This is a genomic window from Paenibacillus alkalitolerans, from assembly GCF_016482785.1.
Lineage (GTDB): Bacteria > Bacillota > Bacilli > Paenibacillales > YIM-B00363 > Paenibacillus_AE > Paenibacillus_AE alkalitolerans.
In genome coordinates, this window is the sequence record NZ_JAEMXM010000010.1 from 154738 (window position 1) to 171683 (window position 16946).

15 protein-coding genes are annotated in these 16946 nt (G+C 49.9%); 4 read left to right on the plus strand and 11 right to left on the minus strand.

All coding sequences use genetic code 11. The features are described 5' to 3' along the window. Positions 1-77 precede the first annotated feature (77 nt). Positions 78-842 (plus strand): SDR family oxidoreductase, encoded by a 765-nt coding sequence (locus JET16_RS16795; RefSeq protein ID WP_199617671.1) that lies wholly within the window; start codon positions 78-80, stop codon positions 840-842. A gap of 218 nt (positions 843-1060) precedes the next feature. Continuing rightward, a complete protein-coding gene (locus tag JET16_RS16800) occupies positions 1061-2506 on the plus strand; it encodes an alkaline phosphatase PhoX (protein WP_199617672.1) in 1446 nt (481 codons plus the stop codon). A gap of 92 nt (positions 2507-2598) precedes the next feature. Here JET16_RS16800 and JET16_RS16805 read toward each other — a convergent pair whose 3' ends face one another. Both JET16_RS16805 and JET16_RS16810 read right to left on the minus strand, forming a co-directional pair. Further along, a complete protein-coding gene (locus JET16_RS16805; protein WP_199617673.1) occupies positions 2599-3258 on the minus strand; it encodes a peroxiredoxin-like family protein in 660 nt (219 codons plus the stop codon). Positions 3259-3409: 151 nt separating this feature from the next. After that, positions 3410-4387 carry an AraC family transcriptional regulator gene (locus tag JET16_RS16810; protein ID WP_325176710.1) on the minus strand — a complete coding sequence of 326 codons (978 nt, stop codon included), beginning with the start codon at positions 4385-4387 and terminating at the stop codon, positions 3410-3412. A gap of 122 nt (positions 4388-4509) precedes the next feature. Here JET16_RS16810 and JET16_RS16815 point away from each other — a divergent pair, with 122 nt between their 5' ends. Further along, complete coding sequence (locus JET16_RS16815) at positions 4510-5556, plus strand: bifunctional transcriptional activator/DNA repair enzyme AdaA (RefSeq protein WP_199617674.1); 1047 nt, start codon at positions 4510-4512, stop codon at positions 5554-5556. Positions 5557-5653: 97 nt separating this feature from the next. On the opposite strand, the gene JET16_RS16820 is transcribed toward JET16_RS16815, so the two are convergent. The 5 genes from JET16_RS16820 to pdxR all read right to left on the minus strand — a co-directional run bounded on the left by JET16_RS16820 (position 5654) and on the right by pdxR (position 12065). Further along, a complete protein-coding gene (locus JET16_RS16820; protein ID WP_199617675.1) occupies positions 5654-6199 on the minus strand; it encodes a cupin domain-containing protein in 546 nt (181 codons plus the stop codon). A gap of 671 nt (positions 6200-6870) precedes the next feature. After that, positions 6871-7191, minus strand: coding sequence for a winged helix-turn-helix transcriptional regulator (locus JET16_RS31150; protein WP_199617676.1), 321 nt, complete (start codon positions 7189-7191; stop codon positions 6871-6873). Between the two features lie 56 nt (positions 7192-7247). Then, complete coding sequence (locus tag JET16_RS16830) at positions 7248-7685, minus strand: cupin domain-containing protein (protein WP_407673158.1); 438 nt, start codon at positions 7683-7685, stop codon at positions 7248-7250. 396 nt (positions 7686-8081) lie between these two features. After that, positions 8082-9875: an alanine--tRNA ligase gene (locus JET16_RS16835; protein ID WP_199617677.1), complete on the minus strand. Its 1794-nt coding sequence runs from the start codon at positions 9873-9875 to the stop codon at positions 8082-8084. A gap of 783 nt (positions 9876-10658) precedes the next feature. Then, entirely contained in the window at positions 10659-12065 is a 1407-nt protein-coding gene (pdxR, locus tag JET16_RS16840) for a MocR-like pyridoxine biosynthesis transcription factor PdxR (RefSeq protein ID WP_199617679.1), read from the minus strand. 111 nt (positions 12066-12176) lie between these two features. On the opposite strand from pdxR, the gene JET16_RS16845 reads away from it, so the two are divergent. Further along, positions 12177-13178, plus strand: coding sequence for an aldo/keto reductase (locus tag JET16_RS16845; protein ID WP_199617681.1), 1002 nt, complete (start codon positions 12177-12179; stop codon positions 13176-13178). A 284-nt stretch (positions 13179-13462) separates the two neighbouring features. Here the strand turns inward: JET16_RS16845 and JET16_RS16850 are convergent, their stop codons facing one another. Genes JET16_RS16850 through JET16_RS16865 form a run of 4 tightly spaced genes read right to left on the minus strand, consistent with a single transcriptional unit; the run spans position 13463 to position 16913 of the window. Next, positions 13463-14284 (minus strand): PhnE/PtxC family ABC transporter permease, encoded by an 822-nt coding sequence (locus JET16_RS16850; protein WP_199617683.1) that lies wholly within the window; start codon positions 14282-14284, stop codon positions 13463-13465. Further along, positions 14284-15069 (minus strand): PhnE/PtxC family ABC transporter permease, encoded by a 786-nt coding sequence (locus tag JET16_RS16855; protein ID WP_199617724.1) that lies wholly within the window; start codon positions 15067-15069, stop codon positions 14284-14286. Before JET16_RS16855 ends, JET16_RS16850 begins: the two co-directional genes overlap by 1 nt. Continuing rightward, entirely contained in the window at positions 15059-15847 is a 789-nt protein-coding gene (phnC, locus tag JET16_RS16860; protein ID WP_199617685.1) for a phosphonate ABC transporter ATP-binding protein, read from the minus strand. The genes JET16_RS16855 and phnC overlap by 11 nt, the downstream gene beginning before the upstream one ends. Positions 15848-15887: 40 nt before the next feature. Then, a complete protein-coding gene (locus JET16_RS16865; protein WP_199617687.1) occupies positions 15888-16913 on the minus strand; it encodes a phosphate/phosphite/phosphonate ABC transporter substrate-binding protein in 1026 nt (341 codons plus the stop codon). Between the last annotated feature and the right edge of the window lie 33 nt (positions 16914-16946).

A 16946-nucleotide genomic window follows, 5' to 3' on the forward strand; every position in this document is an offset into this window, starting at 1 on the left:
TTCTTTCTGCGACCTCTTGACTCTCCCCTTTACTGGAAGGTGTACAGTAGTTCCAGACCAAATAAGGAGTGAGACAATTGAAACGATTGAAAGGGAAAGTTGCATTAGTCACTGGAGCAAGCAGAGGGATTGGCAAAGGAATTGCGCTGCGGCTGGCGGAAGACGGCGCGCTCGTTATCGTTCATTACGGCAACAGCCGCGATGCCGCGGAACATGTCGTTCGCGTCATCGAAGAGCAAGGGGGACGTGCAATTGCCATAGGAGCAAAGCTCGAAACTGTTGCTGGGGTACAGCTGTTGATCGATTCGTTGAAGGAAGCGCTTATTGGCGTTACGGGAGTTCCCCGCTTCGACATTCTGGTTAATAATGCGGGCATCGCTACTTCGAAAACATTCGAGGAGACAACGGAGGAATCATTCGACGAGGTGTTTGCCGTCAACGTGAAAGCCCCGTTCTTCCTCGTCCAGCACGCATTGCCGGTTCTGCGCGACGGCGGACGCATTGTCAATATTTCTTCCGGAGTTACGCGAATCGCATATCCCCACATCATGGCTTACAATTTGTCTAAAGGCGCGATTAATACATTTACGCTGCATCTTGCGAAATTGTTGGGTTCCCGCGGCATTACGGTCAATGCGGTTCTTCCGGGCATCGTCGATACGGACGTTAACGCCTCATGGCTGCATACCCCCGACGGAGAGAAGTACGCCGCCGAAATGTCTGCCCTCGGCAGGATCGGGCAGCCATCGGACGTTGCGGACATAGTCTCGTTCCTCTCCGCATCGGACGGCCGCTGGGTAACGGGTCAGATGATCGATGCGACCGGAGGATCACATTTATAAGTTTGAGAACGAAGCCCCTTCCGTTTCAGCATGGACGGGGTTTTTCTGCGTTTATGGCATGCTTCCGGTTCCAAAGTATCGGTACAAAATGTCCATTTTCACCAATTTACTAAACATTTAAACTATCTCAACAATTCCTTAAAACTGATTTGTTATGCTTTTAAATAGAACTTCATCATAGAAACTCATCTCCAAAATTGATAGGGAGGTATACTAAGTTGGACAAGCGATTAAGCCGACGGAACTTCTTAAAAACAAGCGGAATGAGTACGGTAGCTTTGGCGTTGGGCGCAACAGGCGCGTTCTCGTTGGGAGGAGGCAAGAGCGCTCTTGCGGCTCTCGACAATCCTCGGGCCGGCTTAGCCGGATTCGGCGGCGGATTCGGACCTTTGGTGAAGGACCCGGGCGGCATCCTGAATCTACCCGAAGGCTTCCAGTACCGTATTATTTCGGAAGAGGGCGGCAAGCTTTCGGACGGACGAGTGATACCGGGAATGTTTGACGGCATGGCCGCGTTTGCTGGGCGGCATAATTCTACTATCATTGTGCGCAATCACGAGCAGAGCGGAAATACGGATAATCCAGTTGAAGGAAAAAATCCGTACGACAAATTAAGAACCGGCGGCACGACTGCACTTGTGGTCGGTCCGGACCGTAAAGTGATGGACGAGTACGTAACCTCCGCGGGGACAATCCGCAACTGCGCCGGAGGAGCAACTCCTTGGGGAACGTGGCTCACATGCGAGGAAACGCGCGAAATGGGCCATGGCTATGTGTTCGAGGTCGATCCTTTGAATCCCGAAAACGAGTTGTCCAAAACTCCAATTCGGGAAATGGGCGCTTTCTCGCATGAGGCGACGGCGATCGATCCGAGCACGGGCATTGTGTATTTGACGGAAGACGCCAGCCCCAGCTTCTTGTATCGTTTCATTCCTAACGACCGGAGCCAAAAGCCGGGAGCGCTTCACAACGGCGGCAAGCTGCAAGCCGCGGCGATCGAGGAGATGCCTGCCGCGTTAGCCGGATCGTTCGCCACGGGGCAAACATTCGGGATCGTTTGGAAAGACGTGAATCCGGAAAAACCGAGCCTCGAGGCCGCAGAAAAAGGTTGCATCGTGTTCAGCCGCTTGGAAGGCGCATGGTTTTCGGGAGGCGTATTCTGGTTCGACGACACGAGCGCCGGAGAGGAACGTTTAGGCCGGTTATACCGCTATTTCCCGGCAACCAACACGTTGGAGTTATTCTATGAATCTTCCGAGAAAAACGATTTGGAAGCGCCCGACAACATCTGCATCACGCCGTGGGGCGATTTATGGATTGCCGAAGACGGCGGCGGCTCGGACAGAGTGATCGGCGTCACTCCTGAAGGACAAACGTACGTTTTCGCGGAAAATACGCTGAACGGAGCCGAGCTGGCGGGTCCCGTCTTCTCTCCGGACGGCCACACGTTCTTTGTAAATATTCAACGTCCCGGAATCACCTTTGCCATCTGGGGTCCGTTCGCACGCAGCAATTCCGGACGCCAAAGATTGATGGGCCACGCCGCTCCTCCGGCGCACCTCGCTCCGGTAATTTCGGACAAGCTGGCAGCCTTCGCCGAAAGCAAAGGCATGTCTTCGCTCGAAGCCGCCGCGCTCCACCGCCACGGAATGCCGATATTGTAAGCAAGTCCGATTTGAAAATGGGCTGTCCCTAAAGTCATAATTAATGACCAAGGGATAGCCCTTTTTCTAATAAGCCGATATTACTAACTCAGTTATAAGGAGCGGAGAACGTTCAACACTTCACCAGGCTCCATCCTTGTTTTATAATCCGGGTCCACGCTCGCTAAACGAATGATCCCCTGCTTGTCAATTAAATACGTTGCAGGCACCGGAAGCTCCCAGGAATCGTCGCCGTTAAATCCGTCTAAGCCAAAGCCGAGCGAACGGTAGATTTCGTGCAAATAGTCCGGCAGCTTAAATTTAAGCAGATACTTCTGCGCGACTTGATTACCCAAATCGCTTAACACGTGAAAGCTCAATTCGTTCTTCTCCTGTACCGTTAACGTGTGGTCCGGAGTTAAGGGACTTACCGCCAACAATTGAGCTCCGGCCTCATGAATGCTGCCCAAGTTTCGTTGATACGCTTTTAACTCCAGGTTGCAGAACGGGCACCACTCTCCGCGGTAAAAGGTAAGAATAACCGGGCCCTTCGCGATTTCTTCAGATAAGGTGACCCCGTTGCCTGTCTGATTCCGCAAGGTGAAGTCAGGCGCCTCTGTCCCAACCGCCAAACCTTTGGCCATGCCTGATTCACGCAGCTCCCGGATCGATCTTTCGAATGCCTCTATAACCTCCTTAGGCAGAACCTCCACCCCATGCTTCGCCACAGCTTCCAGCTGATCTTTCAGCTTCGTATATTGCGTACTTTCCACTGCATATCTCTCCCTTCCCTGATATGCGAAAATCGTAACACGCCCCTAACCACATCTCTACCAGTTGACGGAGCCCGATGGCGGTTAGCCGGAAGATCCGCACTATCCGCACAAAAAAAACCGCTCCTAAGAGCGGTTAATGAACCGGGCTTTACGAACGCCGAACGAATGCGCCGGGGTTGACGCCGTACTTTTCCCGAAAAGCTTCCGCAAAGTAGCTGGGATTCGAATACCCAACCTCATAAGACACCTCGATCACACTGGCGCCTCCATTTTGCAGCAGGCGGTACGCTCTCTCCAGACGCCGATCCCTGAGGTAACCGAACACCGTTTGGCCGTACATTTCTTTGAAGCCGATTTTCAGTTTATAATCATTCAAGCCAATCAACCGGGACAATTCCAACAGTGTGGGAGGCTCCGTCATCCGTTCGAGAATAATCTCCCTCGCTTGCCGGATTTTCTCCATATCGGTCTTGGACAGCTTCGTCGTTGCCGGTCCGCCGTCCATTAAGAAAGAGCGGAACGCCAAAGACAGCAGTTCTAGTATTCTGCACTCCGCCTCAAGGTTTCGCAAGCCTTGCCCTCCGGACGATTCCATCAGCTGCTTAATGAGAATGGAAGCCGCCGGATCGATGCTTTCTTGAAACATGCGATACGGCTTTCCCCCGATGATCCGGTTAAAGTCGGCCGAACGCGCGCCGCCCGCCTCCTCCATAAAGTGATGGAAGGTTGAAACGGGGATACCGATGCTTAGCATTTGGAAAGATTGATTTCTGCTAAACTGCAGTCCGGCCTCCGCCGGGTTGACAAATTGAAGTGTGTAGCTGCCGGGGGCTACCTTGTACCGCTCACCGGAGACGTGCATTTCTCTAGTGCCTTCCAAGCAGTAGCTCAGCTCGACCATAGCCGCCTCTGTACGAAGGTTCACTATACGATTGTGATGCAGCTTGAAATCTGCGATAGCCACTACTATATCTGAACGGGGCGCTAGCCGGTGAACGGAGCCCTCCCCCATCTTTGAATGAAACTTTAACTTTTCCGTCCGGTTATCCGTCTGCCTGCTCATGTGAAAGCTATCGAAGAAAAGATTAAAGTTTTGATGAATGTCGGGAACACCCACTGCTCTCACCCACGTTCTTTTATTGACTTGCAGTATCGCCCCCGCAAAAAAATCAATGCCTGATTTTCGGCGGCGCTATTTGCGATAAGGTTCTATAATAAGAGTATCAATCAAGGTTTGGAAGTGTACAAATGATAATTTCTAATCGTAATGAAGAATATTACAAAGCATTATTAGAAAAAAACACCGAATACGAAGGATTGTTCTATGTGGGCGTCAAGACAACCGGCGTATTTTGCCGCCCGACTTGTCCGGCACGAAAGCCGAAGTTTGAAAACTGCGAATTTTTCGAGTCCGCTCAGCAGGCTCTTCTCGCCTCTTACCGGCCATGCCAACGATGCCGTCCGTTATCGCATCCGAACCATGTCTCGGATATTGTTCGCGTACTTGTCGAAGCTGTTGAGAATAATCCGGAAAAACGATGGAAAGGGCAAGATTTTAAAAATCTCTCGGTTGACGAATCGACGGCGCGACGGCAGTTCAAGAAGCGGTTCGGCATGACATTCGTCGAATACGCCCGCGCGCGCCGCATGGGGCTTGCCTTGAAGAACATCAGGTCCGGCCAATCGGTCATTGACAGTCAACTGTCGACCGGCTATGAATCCGGAAGCGGTTTCAGAGACGCATTCTCACGAATCATGGGAGCGGCTCCTGCTTTTCTTAATAATAGGAAGATTCTGAACGCAGCTTGGATCGATACGCGTCTCGGCCCGATGATTGCCATTGCGGATGAACAAGCGCTTTATCTTTTGGAATTTGTTGACCGCCGTGGTTTGGAGCGTGAAGTCGAAAGGCTCAGAAAACGGACAAGATCGGCGATTATCCCAGGAATGACGGAGCCGATTCAATCGATTGAAAGAGAATTGGTTCAATACTTTGAAGGTACGCTGACCAAATTCAAAACCCCGCTCTTTCTATTAGGATCAGATTTTCAAAAAAGCGTCTGGGAGCAATTATTGAAAATACCGCCGGGAGAAACCCGCTCCTATCTGGACATTGCCGTTTCTCTCGGAAAACCGACGGCATTTCGCGCTGTGGCGCAAGCCAACGGGGCAAATCAGCTCGCCATCGTCATTCCTTGTCACCGCGTTATTAATTCGGACGGCGGTTTAGGCGGATACGGCGGCGGCCTGACGCGCAAACATTGGCTGCTGGAGCATGAAAAACAAGGGAATTAAAGTTAGTTCCGCTAAATTTTAAGGACGAATGATGGCAAGTCTATCCACGTCGCCCGGGTGTTCACCCTCATCAAGCCGTAGCGTTCAGATCCGCCGCCTACTTTTGAACAAAGACTTTATAGCCGAAACCTTTCGCCAATCGGGCCAACCCTCCCAACACTAAATCTTGCGCAATTTTGGGTGGCCCGGCCATATACCCTTCCATCGCTTCCCAGGCTAATCCTAGCCATAGCGGATTGCGCGGAATACCTTTGCCGTTCAACTTCCCTTCGCATTCCAACTTATGGATAAGAGCAAACATCTGCCAATGGAGACCCGGGGGCCGTATTTCATGAAGCGCAACCAGCGTAGTGTCGCTCTCATTCCAAAATTGATGCACCTGACCCGGAAAAATCGTCAATTTCTCTCCCGGTCCGAGCACGGTTTCTTCTCCGTTCACCTTAAACCGCATTTTTCCTTGCTTTATTGTGAATGTTTCCGTTAGAACCGGATGCCAATGCGGTCCGTTGATGGCGCCATTTCGGATTATTTTGTGCTCCACCAATAAATATTCTCCGTCGTTGTCCTTGCTCCGCTCCAAACATGTGACGGATTGACCGTCGGGATAAAGCAAGACGCTTCCATTCGGGTAATCATTACTCATTGCCTCCACCTCCGAGCTTGCCGTCTGCTCTTAGTATAATCTAGGAGGCTGGATAAATGTTGGATAACGCAACACTTTTCCGAACATATAGTGATCTATTGTTCGTAATAGAAAGCTCTGTCTCATGTTCTACAATATGCTCATGCAGCAAAGACTTAAGGAACGATTACGCTGATTACCGTACGTGCACTCTCCCTTAGTTTCAGATTGGCTTATCCTCCGTTGTGGTGCTCTCCCGGACATAACGTTCGTATCCTCCTCTTGCGCACATTCTCCCCGTGGCTCATAAAGCGAACCTGGTTTCATTCCACGCCGCCGCCTTTGCATCTTAGCCATTCTTCTGAGCCAGAAGGATAGTGCCCGCAAGAGAGTTAGTATGGTGTGGGATATACCTCCGGGCTCCATTGCAGACGTGTTCTTTGAATAGAGGTTTAAGGTTACAACACGTCCGCAAAAAGTCGCTCCTCCGGCATATCCCACACCCGTTACTTGTGATAAGGCTCACCTTAACGGTCATAACGGCGAAAAATAGCGAAGGAGCTTGCCGCGGCAGCTCCTTTTGTTATATAGATGGACTTGATCATACTATGAACGAACATCGTCGAAATTCCGCAGAAGATGTTTCTCCAGCTCTTTTCCGTTTGTTTTTAGTTCTTGCATAATCGGAATACTCATATCGGTATTGGGGTTGGGCCCCAATGCATAATGGCAAATAGGACCGGAATCAGCTCAAGTGCTTTTTGTGTTGGCCGATACATCGTTTGTGCCCGATTTGACTCGCCTTCAATTCTGACGAGCAAGCCTGCTTCAACAAGTGATTGGAGCCGTGCGCTCAAAATATTGGATGCGATGCGCTCCCGTGAAGCCAGGAATTCGCGGTAATACCGCTTGTTCTGGATAAGGACGTCACGAAGAATAACGAGGCTCCAGGGATCGCCCCATATGTCGAGCGAATATACAATGGGACAGACGGAAAATGTTCGCTTTTTCATAAGCAAAATTATACTTTCTGTGCTTGCATATTGCAATTTGAGTGTAGTAATTGATCCTATTCCTGCCAGGCCACTGGTTTATCGAGTATGACGCCATCCGTCTCCACCCATTGACGGAGACTGCCCGCTTGGACTTGAATTACGATGAAATACAAATCTCCAGTACCGTTATTGCGAAGCGTGCGTTCGCCTTCAGGTGAAACACGAATAGCCATTCCTTCCTTGACATCAAAAATCTGTCCATCCACCTGAAACTGACCTCGACCGCCTATGAATAGGTATAGTTCCTCATTCTCGCCATGAGTGTGATAAAACGGGATAGAGCCTCCCTCCGGCAGTTGGTTCAGTGAAACTTCCATGCCGGTTAGTCCAAGTCTGTCCTTCAGAAAGTACTTTCCTGGGACGGGGTCCTTCGACATAGTCAAAAGACTGTTAAAAGGACCTGCTTCCACAACGCTGAAATGAGTTCCGTTCATTTGCAAACTTCCTTTCAATTTGAGTTTCCTTCTAACTTGTCTTCATCTTTGCGAATATCCTTTTCTAATAAATCCTCGTGTCGGAGCATCAGTTTGAATTGATATGTAACCTTAGAGATCCGATCTTCTTCAACGTCATAACGCCGGCTCCGTTATTGTTGATAGATCGAGTATAAAGTATGTACTTTTAAATTGCAAGTATAAAACGAGAAATGTGCATACATTTACCAACAAAAACTTTTACAATATCATTAACTTCAAGCTTTTGGTCTTGCAAAACTTGTTCCACCAAACATTTTCGCCGTTACTTAAGATACGGTTCACCTTAACGGTCATAACGGCGAAAAATGGGAAAGGAGTTGACCACGGCAGCCCCTTTCTTGGTTACTATACTTATTGCACTATCGTCTTCCGTTAGCGTAAAGCATCAGTGCTTTCAAGTACTGCCTTTATCCTCCTTACGCTAGAAGACGAGCTCTCTTCCTTAACAATTTTAAAAGTACCAAGGTCAGCCGTATTCACCGCGTGAGGACCGCCGCATATCTCTTTGGAGAATTTGCCCATCGTATATACTTTTACCATCTGGCCATACTTGCTCTCGAATAGACCAATAGCCCCTGTTCTACGTGCATCTTCAAGCGTCATCTCTTCGAACGTAATCCCGACGCCTTCGGCAATCGCTTCATTGACCAGCCGCTCGGTTGCCACGATCTCTTCTTCAGTCATTTTACGATGGAACGAAAAATCAAAGCGCAGTCTCTCAGCCGTTATATTGCTGCCCTTTTGCGCCACCTCATCTCCGAGAACCTTTCGTAGTGCAGCATGCAGAAGATGAGTTGCCGTATGCAGATTTGCCGTCTGTGCAGAATTATCTGCTAAACCGCCTTTAAACTTTTGGGCTGCTCCGGCTTGAGATAACTCTCTATGCTTCTGAAATTTCTCTAGATATCCTTCCAGATCGATGGCGATGGAACGCTCTGTTGCCAGTTCCATGGTCAATTCGATGGGAAACCCATACGTATCATAAAGTTTGAATGCAGCTGCACCGTCTATTTGACCATTTACTAATGAAATCGAAAGCTTATCGAATTCACGAAGTCCCTGCGCGAGCGTTTTTTGAAAACGAGCTTCTTCCGCCTGGAGTTCCCTAATAATTTTATCGCGATTGCTTTGCAGCTCTGGGTATATTAGCTCGTACTTGTCAATCACAGCGCTAGCGATATCCGCTAGACCGCCTTCTTGAATACTCAATTGCATTGCGAATCTAACAGCTCGGCGAATCAATCTTCGCAGCACATAGCCTTGGTCGACATTAGACGGAGTAATGCCGTAATTATCACCAAGGATAAATACTGCCGTGCGGGTATGATCCGCAACAACTCGATACGCTTTGGGTTGATTTTCGTATGCCGTCTCCGACAGTTCTTCAATTCGTGAGAATATCGTAGTAAACAGGTCGCTATCATAGACTGTTCCTCCATTCAAAGCGACTAGCACTCTCTCTAAGCCCATTCCCGTATCGACGTTTTTTTGATCAAGCGGTTCAAACTTTCCCTCCGCCGTTTTGTTATATTTCATAAATACAATATTCCAGAATTCAACATAGCGCCCACATCCACATGCTGGCGAACATGTAGGACCGCAACGTTCTTTATCCGAGATAATGAAGATTTCCGTATCGGGACCGCAAGGACCTGTTTGACCTGCTGGCCCCCACCAATTATCGGCTTTAGGCAAGAAGAAGATCTCTTCCTCACATTGACCTAATGCACACCATATCTCGTACGACTCCTGATCACGGGGAGCATCATCATCTCCTTCGAATACAGTAACCGCAATTTTATGCTTGGGTATATCGAGCCAGTTCGGCGAAGTGACGAACTCCCAACTCCACGATATGGATTCATGTTTGAAATAATCGCCAAGTGACCAGTTGCCCATCATCTCAAAAAAGGTGCAATGGGTATCATCACCGACTTCATCTATATCCACAGTACGTATACACTTCTGAACATTGGTTAACCTCGTTCCAGATGGATGCTTCTCTCCAAGTAAATAGGGCACCAGCGGGTGCATGCCCGCTGTCGTAAACAATACGGTGGGATCGTTATCGGGTATAACGGAAGCGCTAGAAATGACGGCATGACCTTTTTCTTGAAAAAACTGAATATACTTCGCTCTAATCTCTTCAGATGTATACAGTTTCATTGATATTTCTCCTTTTACTCTATTTTAGACAACAAAAAAACGCCCCAAGATTGGGACGAATTAATCGCGGTACCACCCAAGTTATTGTCTTCGCATTTAGCGATACAATCAGCTCAATTGACTATAACGAGTCAAACCGGCGGGCATTAACCGCACTCCTGAACCGGCAACATACTAAGTTTCGTAGGATTTCACACCAAAACATCCCTCTCTGAACGAAATGTAGCATATTTTGTTCATTCATTGATTTCATTTATATCATTTCCTAATTATTGTTATTGTAGCCAGTTAGAATTCAGATGTCAATCGTGTATATTAGCAACCTGCATAATACTCGAAAACCCACTCGTAATTAACGTAAACTGCCCGTTAGCTGAACAGGCTGTCGACATATCGGTAGCTTGGTGTAGTTGACCCTGATCCATTTCGATGTACTATTGATCTCAATCTTAAGTTACGATAGAGCGCTCCTGCTCGCTAAAGAACTGCAGTTTCCAATGCTTATTTCAAGAGCGAATGAGCGGCTAGCACGTATTGTTTAATCTGAGTTACGAATGACTTTGAGCTCTTACAATCAAAACTTCCGGCGGTAAAACCAAGGTGCATATCGATATATGCCTATAAATCGCTTATGAAACGAATTTAACGCAGGCATGCTTAGCGGTAGATTCAGACGCCATGCTCTTTCATTGATGCTGAATCGAAGAATGAGATTCATTCGTTTCCTACGAGCAGACGAACCCGGGTTCGCCAGCCGTCGAATAATACCGCTGAACTGCGGGATCAGCAACCAATTATAAATCGCCGCAGCCGCGCTACCCCCTCCGCGATTTCCTTATCATCCAGTTTGCCGTAGCCCAGCACAACCTGATGGTGATGGCGACCTTTCCCGAGCGCGTAATCCTCCAGCGAATTCAGCCGTACGCCGAACGCTTCCGCCTCCTCCCATTTCAAGCGCGCGCAGCGTCCCTCTTCGAAGCTCGCTTGCAGGTGCATGCCTGCTTCATCCCCTCGAATATCCACCCCGTCGCCAAAATGGCGCTTCAGCGCCTCCGCAAGCACGCCGCGCCTCCTTTTGTAAACCTGTTTCATCCTCTGTACATGGCGGTCGAAATGACCGTCCTTGATAAATTTGGCAAGCGCATGCTGGGCAATCGTCGGGGCAAACAGATTAAGATCCGCTTTCGTACGGATGACCGTATCCGCAAGCTGGGGAGGCAACACGAGAAATCCTAAGCGCAACGACGGAGAGAGTGTCTTGCTGAAAGTACCCGAATAGATGACGCGGGACGGCGCTAACGTCTGCAGTGGTGGAATCGGCACACCGCTGTGCCGGAACTCGCTGTCGTAGTCATCCTCAATAATGTAATGTCCCGCAGCTTCCGCCAGCCTCACCACCTGCTGTCGGCGCTGAATAGGAAGAACACTGCCGGTCGGGTATTGGTGGGAAGGAGTCAGTACCAGCAAACCACCCGGCTCTTCCGGGCCGATCCGATCAATGTCCATCCCTTTCTCATCGACGTCCACCGGACTAAGCGTATAGCCAATCCGCCGAAAAATCGCCGGAACGATATCGATCGTCGGTTCTTCCACATAGACGGTCCGAACCATCTGCGAGCAGGCGGTAGCGATAAGCAAAAAGCCTTCCGACGAACCGGAAACAATCACGACCTGCTCGGGATGGCAGCGAATGCCTTTTACGCGAAACAAATAGCTGGCAAGTGCGCTGCGCAGCGCCGAATCGCCGCGAATGTCGCCGTAATCGAGCAGCTCTTCCCCCGTGCGGTCCGCCGTCTCCCGCAAATACTTGCCCCAAAGCCGTCTCGGAAACAAGCGCGGATCTGGCGCTCCGCCACGGAAGTCGATAACGCCGTTATTTGCGGCGATACGTGCAGACTCGGCCGGAATTTGCCATGCACCCGGCTCCGCCAGCCGCCTGAAACGCACTTGAATCCCGCCCGCAACAAATGTACCCGAGCCGACGCGGCTATCCAGGTACCCCTCGGCTATCAGTTGCTCATACACCTCAATGATAATACTGCGTGCGATACCCAATTCCTGCGCCGCCGTCCGCGTGGGAGGAAGCTTGAACCCCGCCTGCAAGTCCCCGCTCTCAATCATAGCGCGCAAATGCGTGCACAACTGCATCATCACCGAACCCTGATGTTCGCCCTGCCTAAACCCGAACATTTATAATCCGCCCCTAAATTGGTTCCTCAAAACTCATGGATATTGGACCTAAATTATACCAATTGCATTCATTATAATCAAAATCAACCAAAGAACAAAGGAGTGATTGCAGTGTTGAAAAGGAAGCTGGGAAAATCGGGAATCGAAACCGAAGCGCTCGGTATCGGCTGCTGGGCGATCGGAGGACCATGGCATGATGCGGTAACCGGCCAGGAATACGGGTGGGGCGAGATTGATGACAGCGAGTCGATTCGCGCCATTCATCAAGCGATCGACTTGGGAGTTACCTTGATCGACACCGCTGATAATTATGGCGCCGGACACAGTGAGCGAATAGTCGGCCGGGCTGTCCAAGGCAAACGCAGCCAAGTCGTCATCGCTACAAAATTCGGATACGTGACCGATGAAGCTGCTAAGGAAGCGCTCGGTAAAAATGCATCGGCTGCCTACATCAAACAAGCGTGTGAAGCTTCGCTTCGGAGACTTGGCACAGATTACATCGATCTGTATCAATTCCACCTGGGCGATTACCCGCCGGACCAAGCGGAGGAAGTCATGGCCGTGTTGGAGGACTTGGTTTCCGAAGGCAAAATCCGCTGGTACGGCTGGTCAACCGATCTGCCCGATAGTGCCCAGCTGTTCGCCAAAGGACGTTATTGCGCAGCCATTCAGCACGATCTCAACATTTTCCGCGAAAATGACGCCATCCTGCAAGTGTGCGAAGAATACGGCCTCGCCAGCATTAACCGCGGACCGCTCGCCATGGGCCTGCTGACAGGCAAGTATTCGGCGAATGCCGGTGTCAGCAATCCGAAGGACATTCGCGGCAAGCACAATCTGGGATGGCTGACCTATTTCAATAGCGACGGCAAGCCGTCACCCAAGCTGACGGCCATGCTCTCGAATATTAGGGACATCCTAACCTCAGGCGGCAGAACGCTTGCGCAAGGCGCTTTAGCCTGGATTTGGGCCAAAAGTGAGGATACGATACCGATACCCGGTTTTCGCTCTATGCGGCAGGTAAAGGAAAACGTGCAGGCGCTGCAGTTCGGACCGCTGACCAAGGAGCAAATGCAGCAGATCGATCAAATTTTGTACAAGGAGTCGCAGTAACAAGTCATGTCGACTACTATCAGGTGAGAGACCGCCAATGACGAACGCGTATATATATTTCAAATTCAAAGGAACTACAGGCACTTATTTGACCTAAAAACACCTAAAAATACGATCCCAATGAAAATAGCGGAACTGAGGTTACTTATTTGGATGGATTGAGAGGCATTTTCCCTAATATCCAGCCAATAAGTGCCTGTAGTTCCGCTATTTTCTTCGACAGAGCCCAATTTAGCCAAATAAGACCCTGCAGTTCCTCTAAAACAACTGAGGCTATCCTGCTGTCACGCATTCACCCCGAGCTTCCGTTTCAACCGGGTTGCAAATATCTCCAGCAAGATCGCAAATATCAGAATAAAATAGGTTATGACACCGACTTCTCTTAGATCGTAATAAAATACGCTCGCCATAAACATGTCGAATCCGATTCCGCCCGCTCCCGCCGCCGCGCCCATAGCCACCGCAACGGCAAAGTTGATTTCGAACCTGAGAAACGTCCAAGAAAGAAGGTAAGTGATCGTGCCGGGAATGACCGCTTGGAACACGATCTGCCACCAGTTGGCGCCGCTCGCTTTTAACGCTTCGATGACGCCCTCGTCCATCTCCTCGAACGATTCGGAATAAGCTTTAACCAAATATCCGATCGTGTGAAAGCTCATGCCGACCACCGCGGCAACGCTCCCGAGCCCGGCCGACACGGCGAATATCAATACCCATAAAACCGTCGGAACCGCTCTTATAAACGCGACGCAGCCTCTGATGACATTGGAAATCGCCCTCGTCGTCAAGTTCCGGGCCGCGAACAAACCCAGAAAGAGGGAGACCGCCGCTCCAAACAACGTTGTCAGAAAAGCGAGTCCTATCGTTACAAAAACCTTGTATACCGCTTCGGGAAAAGTAAAATGTTTAAAGTGCGGCTCGAACAAGACGGTTTTGAAAGTTTGCGCCGTCTTGAAGATAGCGTCAAAGAAGTTCAAGTCTTTGTAATCGAATGTCAGGAACCCGAATACGGTTGCAACCGCCAGCACAAGCAGCGTGGCCCGTATCGTAATCGTCGCTTTGTTCAACGATTTTACTTTGATTCTCGTTGCGGTCTCGGCGGCCATTACAATATCGTCCTCCTGACATAGTTCGAAATCGCTTCGATGAATAAGATAGTGATGACGATTGATATGACTACGAGGCTGGCCGCATGATAGTTCATATTTTTGTAGTATAAGTTAAAGGCGAAGCCGATCCCCGAACCTGTCAAAATTCCGACAAGCGTGGCATGGCGGATGTTGGTTTCAATCGTAAACAGCACCCAACTGACCATCTGGGGAAGGCCGGACGGAATGACGGATTGGAATACGATGTGGAAATATCCGGCGCCTGTCGCTCTCAGCGCTTCGACCGATCCCCCGCTCGCCTCGTCGATCGTTTCCATAAATGCCCTCGTCAAAAATCCGAACGAACCGAAAAATAACGCGAAATATCCGGTCATCACGTTCTGGCCGAAAGAGAACAGCAATATCATCGACCACGCGGCGACATCGATGTTTCGGAAGACGGTGGCGATCCCTCTGCTGATACCGCCTAGAAACGCGTTAAACCGGGTTGTGTTTGCTCCGAATATAGCGAACAGCAAGGCGAGGGCAGCCCCCGTCGAAGTGGCGGCGACGGAAACAAGCACCGTCTCACGCAATTTGACCAAAATATCGGGAAGCTTTCCCAACGATTCCGCATTCGGATAAAAATTCGAAGCCCCCCAGAAGATTGCCTTGGGAATGGAGGTAAAGCCTTTCGCAACATTGTATTCCGTGATCACGATCGCCGCAAGCGTAACTAAAGACAACACTCCCAGATATATCAGGGAGTTCATCCTTTTTCTCGCGAAGAAATCACCCCGCATTTTTGCCACCGTGATCAAATATGAGTTCTCCCGCTTCGGAGCCGTAGATCGTATGAATCATGCCCGTGGTCAATTCTTTGGCCGGTCCGTCGTAAACGACTCTTCCCTTGTTCACGCCGATGATTCTGTCGGAATATTTCAACGCGACGTCCACTTGGTGAAGATTGACAAGAACGGTAATCCCCATGGTGGACGAAATGGTTTTGAGATAATCCATGATCACTTTGGACGCATTGGGATCAAGAGAGGCAATAGGCTCGTCGCAAAGCAGCATTTTCGGTTTTTGAACGAGCGCCCGCGCGATGCCCACCCGCTGCTTTTGCCCTCCGCTTAACTGGTCGGCCCGCTTATAGGTTTGCTCCTGCAAACCGAGAATGTTCAACATGTTGACCGCCTGCTTTTTTTCCTCTTCGCTGTAAAGGCCCAACACCCCGGCAATGGTAGATTTGTAACCGAGTCTGCCGTGAAGCACATTCTCGATGACGCTCATTCTGTTGACCAGATTATAGTGCTGGAAAACCATGCCGATCGTTCTTCTGACCTTCTTCAATTGCAGCTTGTCCAGCTTCATAACGTTCACATCGTTATAGATGACTTCTCCGCCGCTGGCATCGACCATCCTGTTGATGCACCGGAGGAGGGTCGATTTCCCCGCCCCCGACGGACCGATAATGGAAACAAATTCGCCTTCTTTGACGCTAAAGCTGACATCGGACAAAGCCGTGGTCTCTTGACCGTAACGCTTCGACACCCGTCTCACTTCAAGTAAATTTTTCATTGATTTACCCCTCAAAGTTTTTTGCGTTTTGTTCCAACGGTTATTTGGACAATTCTCTAATCGGGTTAAACCATTCGTCTTCCACTTTAAGCATTTTTTCATCGCCGCTCTTGCTGAACAAACCCGAGAATTCCGAATCCTTCGGCACGAAAATTTTCGGATTGTTCGCAACCTCGTCGGAAGTGAAAGCTTCAATAAGCTTGTCCACCGTAGCCTGATCCACTTTCTCCGTATTTACGACGAACGGCGAGTTTAATACCGGCGTGACGGAGACGAGCACGAACTGTTCGCCGGGGAACGCATTGAACGGCTCCTCCGCGTCGGCCTTTACCTGATAAACGGCGCCGGGCTTGTTTTCTTCGCCTTCCGCCAATTCAACGTAGTTTTTGACGCAGCTGTCGCAAAATGCCGCCACATCCGCCTTCCCGCTGATCAGGTTCACCGCGGAGCCCTGGTGGGAATTGCCGAACAGCACCTCGCTGAAAAACTTGCCGCTGCCGCCTTCCATCAGCTCCTCCGCAGTCAAATCCTTGTATTGATCCATCTTCGTAAAATAGTTCACAATACCGGAAGAGGGCACTTTAAACCCGGATGTGGAGCTGGTGGATACGAAAGAGAATTTCTTTCCGGCAATATTGTCGATCTTGAAGCTGTCCCCGTCCTTATACGCCTCTCCGTTTCCTTTCTTGACCGCCAACCAGCTGTGGTACACCGCGTCGTCCAATGTCCCCGATTTCCCGCTCGGTACGACAAGCGGGAGTACCTTCGCGTTTTTGTCATGAGCTTCAATATAAGATTGAGGACCCAGGAACGCCAGATCCGCATTGCCGTTGGCAATGGCCTCTACGGCAATGATGTAATCCGTCGTCGTCTTATGCTCCACCTTCTTGCCGGTCGACTCTTCGATAATTTTGCCCAACTCTTCGCGGGCCGCGCTTACATCGGCGCCGGATTCGTTCGGAAGCCATGCGACGGAAATCGTGCCGCTCCCGGCCGAATTCAGCGAACAACCTGAGAAAATCGCAACAAAGACGCATGCCATGATTAATGTGAGTGCTTTTTTCATTTTCAACAATCCTCCCAATATGAATGTTATAGA

What these genes read in the sequence shown, in the direction of transcription:
- JET16_RS16820 (WP_199617675.1), bottom strand. Translation starts at nt 6,199, where the DNA reads ATGAGTAATGATTACCCGAATGGAAGCGTCTTGCTTTATCCCGACGGT.
- JET16_RS16815 (WP_199617674.1), top strand. Translation starts at nt 4,510, where the DNA reads ATGATAATTTCTAATCGTAATGAAGAATATTACAAAGCATTATTAGAA.
- JET16_RS16865 (WP_199617687.1), bottom strand. Translation starts at nt 16,913, where the DNA reads ATGAAAAAAGCACTCACATTAATCATGGCATGCGTCTTTGTTGCGATT.
- JET16_RS16850 (WP_199617683.1), bottom strand. Translation starts at nt 14,284, where the DNA reads ATGGCCGCCGAGACCGCAACGAGAATCAAAGTAAAATCGTTGAACAAA.
- JET16_RS31150 (WP_199617676.1), bottom strand. Translation starts at nt 7,191, where the DNA reads ATGAAAAAGCGAACATTTTCCGTCTGTCCCATTGTATATTCGCTCGAC.
- pdxR (WP_199617679.1), bottom strand. Translation starts at nt 12,065, where the DNA reads ATGTTCGGGTTTAGGCAGGGCGAACATCAGGGTTCGGTGATGATGCAG.
- JET16_RS16835 (WP_199617677.1), bottom strand. Translation starts at nt 9,875, where the DNA reads ATGAAACTGTATACATCTGAAGAGATTAGAGCGAAGTATATTCAGTTT.
- phnC (WP_199617685.1), bottom strand. Translation starts at nt 15,847, where the DNA reads ATGAAAAATTTACTTGAAGTGAGACGGGTGTCGAAGCGTTACGGTCAA.
- JET16_RS16855 (WP_199617724.1), bottom strand. Translation starts at nt 15,069, where the DNA reads ATGCGGGGTGATTTCTTCGCGAGAAAAAGGATGAACTCCCTGATATAT.